The 14,187-nt window shown below is 71.8% G+C and carries 8 protein-coding genes; 3 read left to right on the top strand and 5 right to left on the bottom strand.

Annotated features, from left to right (window positions below; all coding sequences use genetic code 11):
* Positions 1-540 precede the first annotated feature (540 nt).
* Entirely contained in the window at positions 541-1,089 is a 549-nt protein-coding gene (locus ACIP79_RS08350; RefSeq protein ID WP_383681247.1) for a MarR family winged helix-turn-helix transcriptional regulator, read from the bottom strand.
* Between the two features lie 156 nt (positions 1,090-1,245).
* On the opposite strand from ACIP79_RS08350, the gene ACIP79_RS08345 reads away from it, so the two are divergent.
* Positions 1,246-2,517, top strand: coding sequence for an MFS transporter (locus ACIP79_RS08345; RefSeq protein WP_401220857.1), 1,272 nt, complete (start codon positions 1,246-1,248; stop codon positions 2,515-2,517).
* A gap of 57 nt (positions 2,518-2,574) precedes the next feature.
* Here ACIP79_RS08345 and ACIP79_RS08340 read toward each other — a convergent pair whose 3' ends face one another.
* The 3 genes from ACIP79_RS08340 to ACIP79_RS08330 all read right to left on the bottom strand — a co-directional run bounded on the left by ACIP79_RS08340 (position 2,575) and on the right by ACIP79_RS08330 (position 6,655).
* Positions 2,575-3,390, bottom strand: a complete 816-nt coding sequence (locus ACIP79_RS08340) for a class I SAM-dependent methyltransferase (protein WP_401220854.1) — start codon at positions 3,388-3,390, stop codon at positions 2,575-2,577.
* 112 nt (positions 3,391-3,502) lie between these two features.
* Positions 3,503-5,155 (bottom strand): SpoIIE family protein phosphatase, encoded by a 1,653-nt coding sequence (locus ACIP79_RS08335; protein ID WP_401220851.1) that lies wholly within the window; start codon positions 5,153-5,155, stop codon positions 3,503-3,505.
* 123 nt (positions 5,156-5,278) lie between these two features.
* The gene (locus ACIP79_RS08330; protein WP_383681249.1) at positions 5,279-6,655 is read right to left on the bottom strand and encodes an NAD(P)/FAD-dependent oxidoreductase; all 1,377 of its coding nucleotides are present in this window, start codon (positions 6,653-6,655) and stop codon (positions 5,279-5,281) included.
* Positions 6,656-7,029: 374 nt separating this feature from the next.
* On the opposite strand from ACIP79_RS08330, the gene ACIP79_RS08325 reads away from it, so the two are divergent.
* Both ACIP79_RS08325 and ACIP79_RS08320 read left to right on the top strand, forming a co-directional pair.
* Positions 7,030-7,809: a TetR/AcrR family transcriptional regulator gene (locus ACIP79_RS08325; RefSeq protein WP_401220849.1), complete on the top strand. Its 780-nt coding sequence runs from the start codon at positions 7,030-7,032 to the stop codon at positions 7,807-7,809.
* 282 nt (positions 7,810-8,091) lie between these two features.
* Entirely contained in the window at positions 8,092-10,206 is a 2,115-nt protein-coding gene (locus tag ACIP79_RS08320; RefSeq protein ID WP_401220846.1) for a sigma-70 family RNA polymerase sigma factor, read from the top strand.
* A gap of 113 nt (positions 10,207-10,319) precedes the next feature.
* On the opposite strand, the gene ACIP79_RS08315 is transcribed toward ACIP79_RS08320, so the two are convergent.
* Entirely contained in the window at positions 10,320-13,880 is a 3,561-nt protein-coding gene (locus ACIP79_RS08315) for an AfsR/SARP family transcriptional regulator (RefSeq protein WP_401220843.1), read from the bottom strand.
* Between the last annotated feature and the right edge of the window lie 307 nt (positions 13,881-14,187).

Genomic DNA, 14,187 nt, shown 5'->3' with positions numbered 1-14,187 from the left:
CCTCGTCCCGACCGAACGGCCGGAGACGGGGTATCAACAAACTTGGCGTTGATTTTTGGCACGCTGTTGAGTTCTCAAGGAACGGACGCTTCCTTCGTACTCACCCGAGAAACTCTCGGGCTTTCCTCCGGGCTTTTTCCCTTCGGTCTTGCGTTTCTGACTCTATCAGACCGTTTCCGGTTCCGATTTCCTCGGTGCCTTTCAGGTTTCCGCTTTCGCGTTTCCCTTTCCCGGCGGTTCCGACTCTATCAGATCCTTTCGGGCCTGATTCCCAGTCAGCGGGGCTTGTCTTCCCGGCCCTTCGGCCGTTCCGACGTCCCAAACTTTAGCGGATCCTCTCGGCGGTTCCTAATCGGGCCGTCGGCCCCAAATCGAATTGAATTCGAGCATGCCGAATTCAACCCCGTTGGGAGATCGTGCTGGTGGTTTGGGTGCCGCTTCTGCGGCGGAGGTGTCGTCGAAGAACCGTTACGGCTCCGTGGCAACTCGAAGAACCCTACGTGTCTGCCAGGGGGGTGTCAACCACCCCTGTCAAGATCTTTAATCGAGGTCGGTGAGCCGGCCACCGGCGTCCGGCTGGGCGTGCTCCACACGACGGAGGAGGCGGGTCAGTACCTCGCCGAGGACACCGCGCTCGTCGGAGGAGAGGTCCTGGAGCAGGTCCTCCTCGAAGCCCGAGGCGAGGCGCATGGCCTCCAGCCACTTCTCGCGGCCCTCGTCGGTGAGCTCCACGATGACGCGCACGCGGTTCGACTCGTCGCGGTCCCTGGTGACCAGCCCCTCGGCGACCATGCGGTCGATGCGATGGGTCATCGCGGCCGGGGTCAGGCCCAGACGCTTGGCGAGGTCGCTCGGGCCCATGCGGTACGGGGCGCCGGAGAGGACCAGGGCCTTGAGGACCTCCCAGTCCGCGTTACTGATTCCGAGCGCGGCGGTCTGGCGGCCGTAGGCGACGTTCATCCGCCGGTTGAGGCGGCTGAGGGCCGAGACGATCTTCTCGACCTGGGGGTCGAGATCCCGGAACTCGCGCTGGTAGGCAGCGATCTGTTCGTCGAGTGTCGGCTCGCCGCCGCCGGGGGTGTCGCCCATGGCCGAAGTATCGCACGGGCCTGCTTGGCGTTGAAGTCCTTCGATGTGTATTGTTTAGATCCTAACTTTAGCTTTGAAGTCTTCAGGCTTGCACTCATGCACCGGCATGCGCTCTGGGGACCTCACGACCAGGGCAGGTGAAAAGTGACCAGGGCGATGGGCGCAGCGATGCGCCGGATCCACGTGGGCAACGCACTCAGCGCGTTCGGGCTCGGCTTTACCGTCCCCTTCCTCTACGTCTACGTGGCGCAGGTACGGGGACTCGGTTCCATGACGGCGGGCGTCGTGCTCGCCGTCTTCGCCGTGGCCGCTCTCGTGGTGCTGCCGTTCGCCGGGCGGGCCATTGTCCGGCGCGGCCCGCTGCCGGTCCTGCTGGTCGCCCTGGTCACGGCCTCTGTCGGCGCGCTGAGCCTCGGGCTCGCGAACAGCGCCACGACCGTGGTGCTGTCGGCGACCGCGCTCGGTGCCGGGCAGGCCGTGATGCAGCCGGCGCTGGCGACGATGATCGTGGACTGCTCGTCGGCGGAGACCCGGTCGCGTGCGTTCGCGACGCAGTTCTTCCTCCAGAACCTGGGACTCGGCGTCGGCGGGCTCATCGGCGGCCACATCGTCGACACCTCGCGGGCGGGCTCGTTCACGCTGCTGTTCTCGATCGAGGCGGCGATGTTCCTGCTGCTGGTCGTGATCATGTCGACCGTGCGGCTGCCGCACGCGCCGAAGGTCGAGGGGGCGCCGCGGGCCGAGGGCGGCAGCTGGAAGCAGTTGCTCGGCAACCGGGCCATGGTGCGGCTGTCCGTGCTGGGCTTCGTGCTGTTCTTCGCCTGCTACGGGCAGTTCGAGTCGGGGCTCTCGGCGTACGGCGTGGAGGCGGCCGGGATCTCGACCTCGGCGCTGGGTACGGCGATGGCGGCGAACACCGCGATGATCGTGGTCGCGCAGTTCGCGGTGCTCAGGTTCGTCGAGCGCCGGAAGCGGTCGCGGGTGATCGCCGCGGTGGGGGTCATCTGGGCCGTGGCGTGGCTGGCGGCGGGTTACGCGGGCCTCGGGCACGGCAGCCAGACCATGGCCACCGCCGCGTTCGTCTCGACGTACGCCCTCTTCGGGCTCGGTGAGGCGATGCTGTCGCCGACCGTCGCGCCGCTGGTGGCCGATCTGGCACCGGCCGGTATGGCAGGGCAGTACAACTCGGCCTTCGCCCTGGTGAAGCAGCTCGCGCTGGCGATCGGTCCGGCGGTGGGCGGTCCGATGGGGGCCTCGCTGCACGGGCCGTACGTCGTGACGTTCCTGCTGTTCTCGCTGGGCATCACCTACCTCGCGATCCGGCTGGGGCGGCAGCTGACGCCCGTACAGGACCAGCCGTCGCTCGCGCGGAGCCGGGTGGTCGCGCAGGGCGGGGCGACGGCGGCGCCGGTGGGTGCCGAGGCCTGACGGATGTACGACGGCCGCCACCACTTCTCTCAGTGGTGGCGGCCGTTTCGCTTGTCGTCAGCGCACGCCCGTCACCAGGTTGGCCGTGAAGGGGAGGGTGGCGCTGCCGTCGGCGGCGGTGCGGTCCTTGAGGTGGGCGTGGATCGCGCGGCCCGCCTGTGCGAGGGCTTCGTGGCCGCCGTTGTCGACGATCACCTGGCCCCAGGGCACCGAGGAGAGCTGGGCCGCCGCGTAGTCGGCCAGGGGCGGGAGGGCGATGCCGAAGGTGACCTGGTGGACGGTGACCTCGTGGAAGCCGGCGTCGCGCAGGAGTGTGGTGAGGCGGTCGGGGGTTCCGGAGAAGGCGGCTTCGTAGCTCTGTTCGACTTCTGGGCCCACGTGCTCCCTGACAGCGGCGTGCTGGGCGACGAAGTACGGGTTGAGCTGCCGGTCCGCCCAGGCGGTGGCCGCGAAACGGCCCTGGGGGCGGGTGACCCGGGCCGTCTCCGCGAGGGCGGCAGGCAGGTCGGGGAAGAACTGGACCCCCTGCTGGCAGACGACCGCGTCGAAGGTGGCGTCCTGGTACGGGAGTTCCTCCGCGGAGGCCGTCGTGAACTCGATGTCCGGGTACATGCGGGGGGCGTGGGCCTTGGCGACGCCGAGCATGCCCTCGTTGACGTCGGCGCCCGAGACGCGGCCGGTTGGGCCGACCCGGGCGGCTGCGGCGCGGGCCACGAAGCCGGTGCCGCAGGCGAGGTCGAGGACCGTGGCGCCCGGGGACAGGTCCGCCGCGTCCAGGATCGCCGCGACGAAGGGCGCCATGATCGGCGCGACGTACCGCTCGTATCGCTCCGGGGCGCTGCCGCTGAGCTGAAAGCCCGTTTCGTCTGCCATGAGTGAGCTAATAGCACCGGGTGGGTCTCGCGGCCAGGTGGCGCGCGGGAGTGGACTCACCGTGTTCCCAGGAGTCCGGGTTCCCAGGAGTCCGGCGCGGCGACACGGTCGTTCAGGTCCGTGGCAGCGCGAACTCGCACCACACCGCCTTGCCCCCGCCCGGGGTGCGCCGTGCCCCCCAACTGGTGGCGATGGTCGCGACGATGGCGATGCCCCGTCCTGCCTCGTCGCCGGGCTCGGCTCGGCGCCTGCGCGGCAGGTGGTCGTCGCCGTCCGTCACCTCGATGATCAGGCGGCGGTCGGTGCGGCGCAGGCGCAGGCGCATCGGCGGGGTGCCGTGCTGGAGGGAGTTGGCGACGAGTTCGCTGGTGGCGAGGACGCCGAGGTCGTGCAGGTCGCCCGGGAAGCGCCAGCTCGTCAGGACGCCGGAGGCGAAGGCACGCGCGCGTGGAGCCGCTTCCACGCCGCCGAGCAGCTCCAGGGCGGCGTTGCGGAAGAGTTCGGCGTCCGGTCCCCTGCGGGCGGGGTGCTGGAGGACCAGGACGGCGACGTCGTCGTCGTGGTCGGCGGTGACGCCCAAGGAGCGGACCAGCCGGTCGCAGACGACCTGGGGGGTGCCGGTGGCTCCGGAGAGGGCACGTTCCAGGGAGGCGATTCCCTCGTCGAGGTCCTCGTCGCGGCGCTCGACGAGGCCGTCGGTGTAGAGGACGGCCGTCGAGCCGGGGCCGAGCGGGACGGAGCCGGAGGTGTGCAGCCAGCCGCCGGTGCCGAGCGGCGGTCCGGTGGGTTCGTCGGCGCGCACCACGGCGCCGCTCTCGTCCCGGACGAGGATCGGCAGATGGCCGGCGGAGGAGTAGATCAGCCGCCCCTCGTTGGGGTCGTGGACGGCGTACACGCAGGTGGCGATCTGGTTGGCGTCGATCTCCGTGGCGAGGCCGTCGAGGAGTTGCAGCACCTCGTGCGGGGGCAGGTCGAGGCGGGCGTACGCGCGCACGGCGGTGCGCAGCTGGCCCATGACCGCCGCGGCGCGCACCCCGCGGCCCATGACGTCGCCGATGACCAGCGCGGTGCGGCCGCCGCCGAGGGTGATCACGTCGTACCAGTCGCCGCCGACCGCGGCCTCCGTGCCGCCGGGCTGGTAGGTGGCCGCGATGCGCAGGTCGTCGGGTTCCTCCAGTTCCTGCGGGAGCAGGGAGCGCTGGAGGGTGACGGCGGTCTCGCGCTGGCTGCGCTCGCTGGCGCGCAGCCGCTCGGCGGCCTCGGCGTGGTCGGTGACGTCGGTCGCGAAGATCAGCACGCCGGCGCCCTGGCCGTCCGGGGAGGTGTCCACGGGGGTGCAGGTGAAGGTGTACGAGCGGCCGTTGGACGTCTTGCGGGACTTGACCGTACGGGATTTGGCGCTGCGCAGGACCTGGTCCAGGAGCGGGAGCAGGCCGAGTTCGTCCAGTTCGGGGAGGGCGTCGCGGGCGGGCTCCCCGAGCGGTCGTGTGCCGAAGGCCGCCGTGTAGGAGTCGTTGACGTATGCCACGCGGTGTTCGGCGCCGTGGACGAGGGCGACGAGGGCCGGGACGCGGTCCAGGACGTCGCGTACCGGCAGTTCGTCGACTCCGGGCACCGGCGGCGCGTCGTCGGTCAGTTGCTCGGCGCGGGCCGCCGGCACGGGGGCGCCTTCCGCTCGCCGGTCCGGGGAGACCGTGTGCTCGGTCCGCGCCGCGGTGCGGCGTTGCGTTCCGGGGAGCCGGGCGCTCCAGCGCGTGAAGTTCACTGTGGGGAAGGCCTCGTGGGTTAGAAGGGCGAGCGGTGGGCCCGCCCAAGTCGTGGACCAGTCTGGCCGACCGGACCGGCATCCGTCAGACGCGGGCCCGGCCGGTGGAGTTCCTGGGTCCGGTCAGGACGACCCCTTGGGGCCGAGGTTCGGGTCGAGAGGAGGCTTTCCACCGGCCGCGAGTTCGAACTCCGCGCGGGGATGTTCGAGCGAACCGAGAGAAACGATCTCCCTCTTGAAGAGCCCCGACAGAGTCCATTCGGCGAGCACACGGGCCTTGCGGTTGAAGGTGGGCACTCGGCTCAGGTGGTAGACGCGGTGCATGAACCAGGCAGGATAGCCCTTCAGCTTGCGCCCGTAGACGTGCGCGACACCTTTGTGGAGCCCCAGGGACGCGACCGAGCCGACGTACTTGTGGGAGTACGTCTCCAGCTCCTCGCCGCGCAGGGAGCGCGCGATGTTGTCGCCGAGGACCCTGGCCTGGCGTACCGCGTGCTGGGCGTTGGGGGCGGTCTCGGTGCCGGGTTTCTCGGTGACGTCGGGGACGGCTGCCGCGTCTCCCGCGGCCCACGCGTGCGTGACGCCGTCGACGGTCAGCTGGGGGGTGCACTTGAGGCGCCCGCGCTCGTTCAGGGGGAGGTCGCTGGCGGCGAGGACCGGGTGCGGCTTCACCCCGGCGGTCCACACGACCGTGCGGGTCGGGAAGCGGGCGCCGTCGCTGAGTACGGCGATCCGGTCGGCGCAGGAGTCGAGGCGGGTCCCGAGCCGTACGTCGATGTTGCGGCGGCGCAGCTGGGTGACCGTGTACTTGCCCATCTCCTCGCCGACCTCGGGGAGGATGCGGTCCGAGGCCTCCACGAGGATCCACTTCATGTCCTCGGGCTGGACGTTGTGGTAGTAGCGGGCGGTGTAGCGGGCCATGTCCTCCAGTTCGCCGAGTGCCTCCACTCCGGCGTAACCGCCTCCTACGAAGACGAAGGTCAGGGCCGCGTCGCGGATCGCGGGGTCGCGGGTGGAGGAGGCGATGTCCATCTGTTCGATGACGTGGTTGCGCAGGCCGATGGCCTCCTCGACGGTCTTGAAGCCGATGGCGTACTCGGCGAGACCGGGGATGGGGAGGGTGCGCGAGACCGAGCCGGGGGCGAGGACGAGTTCGTCGTACGAGAGGTGTTCCGCGCCCGCGCCCTCTTCCTGGGTGGCCAGGGTCGTGAGGGTCACGGTGCGCTTGGCGTGGTCGATCGACCGGGCCTCGCCGATGACGATCCTGCACCGGTCCAGGACCCGGCGGAGCGGGACGACCACGTGGCGCGGCGAGATCGAGCCCGCGGCGGCCTCTGGAAGAAACGGCTGATAAGTCATATAGGGGTCCGGTGAGAGGACCGTGATCTCGACTTCCCCCCGTTTAAGTTCGGCCTTCAACTTCTGTTGGAGACGCAGAGCGGTGTACATCCCGACGTAGCCGCCGCCGACCATGAGAATGCGCGTACGTTCCTTCACCACCCCATGACGCACCCAGCTCTGGAGTTTGTCCACAGCCCCGACAATTTGTGTGACCGGCGGCCGTCAACGCGCGGAGATGACCGAATCGCCGGAATGCGCGGAAGACGCGCAGGTCAGTCGGGGTACAGGGGGTGCCTGGAGGGGGCCTAACCGGGAGGTATACGACCCGTACTCCGATCGGGGGGCGCTCCGTGCGGAACCTGCCCCTTCTGAATTGACCCCCTCTCAACTATGTTCGTGTGTCGACGGGGTGTAGGGGGATGCGCTAGACGAGTCCGTGCGACGGGCTCGTGCACACAAGCCTGTTCCACTCGCTCCGACTGCCGAAGGCGGGGAGAGTCTCCGGGGGGAGACGTCATTACGGGGGAACGCTTATGCACATTCAGGAATCTCATTGGTCATCCGCGTCTGCCACCGCGTCCGGTGGCATGGCCGGGACCGCAGCGGGCGGTGACGGTCGCGGTCCGAGCAAGGGATCGCGTACGACACCGCTTCGCGTGGACGCACAGCGCAATCTGGAGCACGTACTGCGCGCGGCGCGCGAGGTCTTCGGCGAGCTGGGATACGGCGCGCCGATGGAGGACGTGGCGCGGCGCGCCCGGGTCGGTGTCGGCACGGTGTACCGGCGCTTCCCGAGCAAGGACGTCCTGGTCCGCCGGATAGCCGAGGAGGAGACCTCCCGGCTGACGGAGCAGGCGCGTGCCGCGCTCGGGCAGGAGGACGAGCCGTGGTCGGCGCTCTCGCGCTTCCTGCGCACGTCGGTGGCCTCGGGTGCCGGGCGGCTGCTGCCGCCGCAGGTGCTGCGGGTCGGCGTCGCGGAGGACGGCTCGGAGACCGACGACGCGCGGGTGCCGCAGCAGCGGTCCCAACTCGCTCCCGAGCTGCGGCTCGTCGAGCAGCGGCCAGTACCCGCGGAGGAGGTACTGATCGCTGCCGCGGACGACGCGGGGGCGGCACAACTGCTCGAGGTGGTCGGACGGCTGGTGGATCGCGCGCGTGCGGCGGGCGAGCTGCGGCCGGACGTGACCGTGGCGGACGTCCTGCTGGTGATCGCGACGGCGGCGCCCTCGCTGCCGGACGCGGCGCAGCAGGCGGCCGCGTCGGCGCGGCTGCTCGACATCCTGCTGGAGGGTCTGCGCTCACGCCCGTCGTGAGCTACCGCACGGATCACCGGGTCTCGGCCGGGTGCGGGTGCCGCGTCATCGCGGCACCCGCACCCAGGGTCGCCTGCCACGCTCCGGGCATTTCGGGTACGGCGCCAACTCCCCGCCCGGAGAAGTTCGTTGACTATTCCCCAAACGAGTGACGGTTAGTGCTGCCGTTTGGGAAAACCCCACGGACGAGTGGTTGGTCCGTACGGGGACGTCGTGCCCCTGGAGCCTGTGGCAGTCTTGCCCGGTATTCGGGTCCGAGTGTGCAGGCGGGGGCTTTCCGCGATGAGCGTTGACGGGCGGGACGAGTCACCCGGCGAGGGTGGCGCGGACGGCGGCACGGAGACCGGCGGGCAGCCGTCCCCTCAGGTACCGGGCCAGGGGGTACCGGGCCAGGCGTCTTCGCAGGGACCCGGCCAGGCTGTGCCCGGCCAGACGACTCCGCAGGGACCCGATCCGACTGTGCCGGGCCAGACGCCTCCGCAAGTACCCGATCAGGCGTCCCCGCAGGTGCCCAGTCAGGGCGGGCCGCAGGGCGGCGCTCCGGGTGGCGCGCTCTCCGGTGCCGGGGCCTTCGGCGACGGACCCGACCCCAGCGTTCCGCCGCAGCGCGACCGGTTCGACCGGCGGGACTTCGGCGGCGTCCTGCCTCCCCCGTTCGACTCCCCGCCGTCGGACGCCGATCTGATCGAGCGGATGCGGGCGGGCGACGACACGGCGTACGAGGGGCTGTACCGGCGCCATGCCGAGGCCGTGCGCCGGTACGCCCGCACCTGCTGCCGGGACGCGCACACCGCGGACGACCTCACGGCCGAGGTGTTCGCCCGCATGCTCCAGGCCGTACGCGGCGGCAGTGGTCCCGAGCACGCCGTACGCGCGTATCTGCTCACCACCGTCCGCCGGGTCGCCGCGAACTGGACCAAGACGGCCAGGCGCGAGCAACTGGTCGACGACTTCGCGGTGTTCGCCGCGCAGGCCGCCCGCGGCTCCGAGGTGTCCGACGACGACACTCTCGACCTCGGCGCGGACGTGCGCGCGATGCACGAGGCCGAGCAGTCCATGGCCATGCAGGCGTTCCGGTCGCTGCCGGAGCGCTGGCAGGCCGTGCTCTGGCACACCGAGGTCGAGGACGAGTCGCCGAGCGACGTCGCCACGCTCTTCGGTCTCGACGCCAACGGCACGCGTGTGCTGGCCAGTCGCGCCCGCGAGGGTCTCAAGCAGGCCTATCTCCAGGCACATGTGAGCGCCACGCTCACCATGGACGAGGAGTGCGCGCGCTACGCCGACCGGCTCGGCGCCTACGCACGCGGCGGCCTGCGCACCCGCGCCGAGCGCGGGCTGCGCAAGCACCTGGAGGAGTGCGTCAAGTGCCGCCTGGCGGCCGGCCAGATCAAAGAGGTCGCCAACGGGATCCCGGCGATCGTGCCGGTCGCGGTCATCGGCTGGTTCGGTGCCGCCGGGTACGCGAAGGCCGCCGCGCTCATCGCCGGCGGGACCGGCGTCGGCGCGGCCGGAGCGGCGGGGGCGGCCTCCGCGGCGGGCGGCGCGTCCGGCGGGGCGAGCGCGGGTGGCGGCGCGGCCGCGTCGGAGGGGCTCGGCGCGCCCGTCAAGGCCGGTATCGCCGCGGGAGTCGTCGCGGTGGCCGCGGCGGCGGTGGCCCTCGCCCTGGCGGGCAACGAGGTCCCGCCCAAGAAGGCCGACGCCAAACCGGCCGCCTCGCCCGCCGCCGAGATGCCACTGCCGTCACCCCGGCCACCGAAGAAGGCCCCCGCGCCCAAGCCACCGGTGCTGGCGCCCAAAACGGCTCCCACGCCGACCCCCACCCCCACGAAACCCGGGCCCACCCCGAAACCGGCCGCCACCCCCACCCCCTCGCCGACACCCACCCCGGCGAAGCCGAAGCCCACGCCCACCCCCACCCCGACGCCGACCCCCACTCCACCGCCCCCGCCGCCCCCGCCCGCGCCGGTGGTCTACCAGTGGAGCGAGCTGCGGTACGGCGTCAACGGCGACGGCACCCGGCCCGAGATGCGGCTCGGCGAGAGCAGTTGGGTGTGGCAGCGCTTCGGGGTGTCGATCGCGGACACGCGGTACGCGCACGGGGTGACCGTCCACGGCAGGTCCTCGGTCACCATCGACCTCAACCGCGAGTGCTCGGCGTACGACGCGATGGTCGGCGTCGACGACATGACTCTGGGCCTGGGGAAGGTGCGCTTCTCCGTGTACGCCGACGGCTCCCGCATGTGGCAGTCGCCCCTGGTGGAGGGTGGCGACCAGGCGGTCCCCGTCCACGTGAACCTCACCGGCCGCGAGACCATCCGCCTCGTCGTCGAACCCCACTCCGCCCTCGACTCGACGGCACTGGCGGACTGGGCGGAGTCGAAGTTCATGTGCGAGTGAACTCGTGACGCCACGGCGTCTTGACGCCGGGACGCCGTGAAGCGGTGAGCTGTGAGCGGTTACGGCAGGGCCGACACGGTCGGTTCGGCGGGGAGCTCGTCCGGGCGGCGCGACTACGCGTCGGCGGGGTGCTCCTTCAGTGCCTCGGCCACGTCTTCCAGGGCGTCGTCACTGGTGAAGTCCGCTCCCGTGGCGCGCTCGGACTCGTAGTCGACGACGCCGAGGGCGGCGATCGCGGCGGCCTCCGTGCGCTCGGCCACGGCGAGTTCCTGCGCGGGGCGGGGATGGCCGCCACGCCAGCGCGTACCGACGCCGAGCAGCCGCGTCGCGCGCCGGTGGTCGCCCAGCCCGGAGAGCAGGCCCGCGACGCCGTCGACGAGGCCTGCCAGCACCACTTCGGCGCAGCGTCCTGCCCTCGCCGCCGACAGGGCGTCGGACAGTTTCCGCAGACCGTGCTCCGGGCCGCGCTCCGCGGCCGTGATGAGCGCGTCGATCGAGTCCAGCGCCGCCACGAAATGCGGAGGCGGGGTACCGAGAGCACTCGCCGCGACCGCCTGCCCGTGCAGCTCGCGGGCGTGCGCGAACTCCCCTTCGTCCAGGGCCAGCTGGGCGCGCAGCAGATGGACGAACGTCCGGGCGTCCGGCACCCCGTACAGGTCGGACGCGGCGCTCGCCTCGTCCAGGATCGCCACCGCGCGGCCCCGCTCGCCCGCGCGGTAGGCGACCTCTCCGAGCCGCGCCAGCAGGAAGGGCGCCTCGGCGTACGCGCCGACCTCGTAGGCGAGTCGCAGCGCCTCCTCGTACTCCTCCTTCGCCTCGTCGAAGAGACCGCGCGCGATGGCCGCCTCACCGGCCGCGCCGCACACCTGGGCCCGCATCCAGCGGTCGCCCACCCGGCGGCTGAGCACGCGCAGCTCCGCGAGGTCGTCGTCCACGCCCTGCATACCGCCGGGTGCGTCGACGACCATGTGCGTGCGGAACATCAGGCTGAAGCCGATCTCCCACTCGCCGCCGTACTCGCGGCAGTTGGCGACCGCCGCGTCCATCGCGGGCCGCAGGTTCTCCGTACTGCCCATGAAGTAGGCGGCCATCGGCCAGATGATGCCCGGGATCCGCGCGGCCTCCGGTCCGCCCTTCTCGAAGACGGACCGCACGCGCGCGATGTACTCCCGCATCGGCCCCTTCTCCTGTCCGACCAGCGGGTCGGTCTCCACCTTCATGAAGAGGTCCAGCATGCGCAGCCTCATCCGCGGCGCGAACAGCGGGTGTCGCTCGTCGTCATCGGCGGCGGACGCGGGGACTTCGAGGAAGGCCGCCACCGGGTCGACGCCGGTCAGGTAGGCCAGGGGGTCGCCCCGCCCCGGACCGGGAGAGGCACCCGGGCGGCCGTCCTCGCCTGCGCGGGGTGCGGACGGCCCCTTGTCGTTGGCCGTGCACAGCCGCAGCACCAGGCCGGTCCACTCCGCACCCTCGTGGCGGAAGTTGCGCAGCCACCAGAACCAGCCCATGGCGAGGACAAGGGCGCCGGCCTCCTCCTCGTCGCGGATGAGGACAGCGCGGTAGGTGGCCGCCCGGATGTTGTCGAGCTCGGTCTCCAGGCGCCGGATCCAGGACAGTTGCTCACCGGAACGCAGCCGTGGCTCGGCCTCCTCGACCAGCGCGCGCACCCACGCGCGATGCCGCCGCTCGGCCTCGGCCCGCAGCTCGGGAACCTCGGCGGCCCGCTCGGTGGCGTACTCGTGGATGGTCTCCAGCATGCGGTACCGCATACCGCCGCCCCCGCCGTCACCGCCACCGGCGCACCCGCCGCTCCCCGCACCGACCGCGCCCACCGGGCCCGCGTCGATTCCGTCGCCAGCGCCACCGCCACGGCCCTCGCTCTCCCCACCGCTCTCCCCACCGCTCTCGTCCCCGGAGCCGGCACAGCCCTCGTAAGGGGTCGCGACGATCAGGGACTTGTCGACGAGCGCCCCGACGAGTTCGGCGGCGGGGCCCGTGCAGACGGCCTCGGCGGCTGCCAGGTCCCAGCCGCCCGCGAAGACGGACGCCTCTCGCAGCACGGTCCGCTCCCGCTCGTCGAGCAGGTCCCAGGACCAGTCGACGACGGCGCGCAGGGTCTGCTGGCGGGGCAGCACCGTGCGGCTTCCGGAGGTGAGGAGCCGGAAACGGTCGTCGAGCCGGTCGGCGATCTGCCGGGCCGTGAGCAGCCGCAGCCGCGCGGCGGCCAACTCGATGGCCAGGGGCAGACCGTCGAGCCGCCGGCAGATCTCGTCCACCGCCGCGGAGTCGTGGAGGGCGACATCCGCGTCGGGGCGCATCGCCGACGCCCGCTCCAGGAAGAGACGGCGTGCCGGGACGGGCGGCAAGGGCTCGACCGGGCGCAACAACTCGCCGGGCACGCCCAGGGGTTCACGACTGGTGGCGAGGATCGTGAGCCCGGGGCAGTGCGTCAGCAGGGTTTCGGCGAGTTCGGCCGCGGCCTCTATGACGTGTTCACAGTTGTCAAGGATCAGGAGCTGGCTGCGCGAGGCGCAGTACTCGACGAGCAGGGCGACCGGGTCGTCCTGCGGTCCTGCCATCTCGTTGGTGATCAGCACGGTTTCGCGCAGACCGAGAGCACTGACCACGGCGCCGGGAACCGCCTCCGGCCGGTCGAGCGGAGCGAGCTCCACCAGCCACGCCTGGGGAAGCCCGGCGGCGGCCTCCTCGGCGAGACGGGTCTTGCCCGAACCCCCCGGTCCGGTCAGAGTGACCAGTCGTGCCCTCTGCACATCCGAACGGATGGCACCGATTTCGGGTTCCCGCCCCACGAATGAGTTCAGACGCGGACGAATGTTGCCGTTCCGGGCAGCACGCGAGAGGTCTGCCCCGCCCACGGGACCGCCCACCTCACGAGCCGTCACCTTCGGGCCGACCGCCGCCCCGGAAGCCCGCACCCCCGCACCCGCAGGGCGCGTCACCCCGTCCAGCAACTCGATGTGCAGTGCGCGCAGTTCCGGTCCGGGGTCCGTGCCCAGCCCGTCCATCAGGCCGCGCCTGGTCTTCTCGTAGGCGGCCAGGGCGTCCGCGCCACGGCCGGCGTCACGCAGGGCGCGGATGAGCAGGGCGTGCAGGGCTTCGTCGTACGGGTGGGCCTCTGTCAGTTCCTTCAGCTCCGGTACGACGTCGTCGGCGCGGCCCAGTCGCAGGTCGGCCTCGACACGGGTCCGGGTCGCCTCCACGCGCAGGGTCTCCGGGCGGATCGCGGCGCCGCGGTCGGGGAGGTCCGCGAGGGCCGGTCCGCGCCACAGTGCGAGGGCGTCGCGCAAGTGGGTGGTGGCGCTCACGGCGTCGTCGTCGGCGAGTGCGGTTCTGCCCTCGCCCACGAGTCGCTCGAAGACGAACAGGTCCACGTCGTCCCTGGCGGCGCGCAGGCGGTAGCCGCCCGTCTCCGAGGTAACCGCGTCCTTGCCGATCGCCCGGCGGAGGCGGCCGACCAGGGCCTGGAGTGCGGCGGGGGCGTCCTGTGGGGGTTCGGCCGCCCACACCTCGTCGATCAGGGTCTCCGGGGCGACCGTGCGCCCGGGGTGCTGGGCCAGTGCCGCGAGCAGCGCGCGTACCCGGGGGCCGCCCACCGCGACCAGGGCCCCCCGGTCGTCCTTCACCTGGGTGATCCCCAGAATCCCGTACCGCACCCACCCATTCTCACCGCCCCCACCCCCCGCAGCACCACCTTCCCCCGGCGAGCCCCCACCCCAGGCAGGCCCCACCTTTTCCTCGCCCCCTCCGCCCCTACCCATCCCATACCTGGGGGCTCCGCCCCCAGACCCCCGAACGCCCGAAGGGCTCGTCCTCAAACGCCGGACGGGCTGAATACAGCCAGCCGGAACTGATGAGGGAAAGCCGCCCACCGGCGGAAGGGGCCGGGGGCCGGTACATCACATGCCCGTCGCGTACGCCCGCGTCACCGGACCCGTCCCCACTCAACCGGCGTCTGATCCG

The sequence above is a fragment of the Streptomyces sp. NPDC088747 genome, assembly GCF_044751025.1.
Lineage (GTDB): Bacteria > Actinomycetota > Actinomycetes > Streptomycetales > Streptomycetaceae > Streptomyces.
This window is presented reverse-complemented; position numbering and strand designations above follow the sequence as displayed.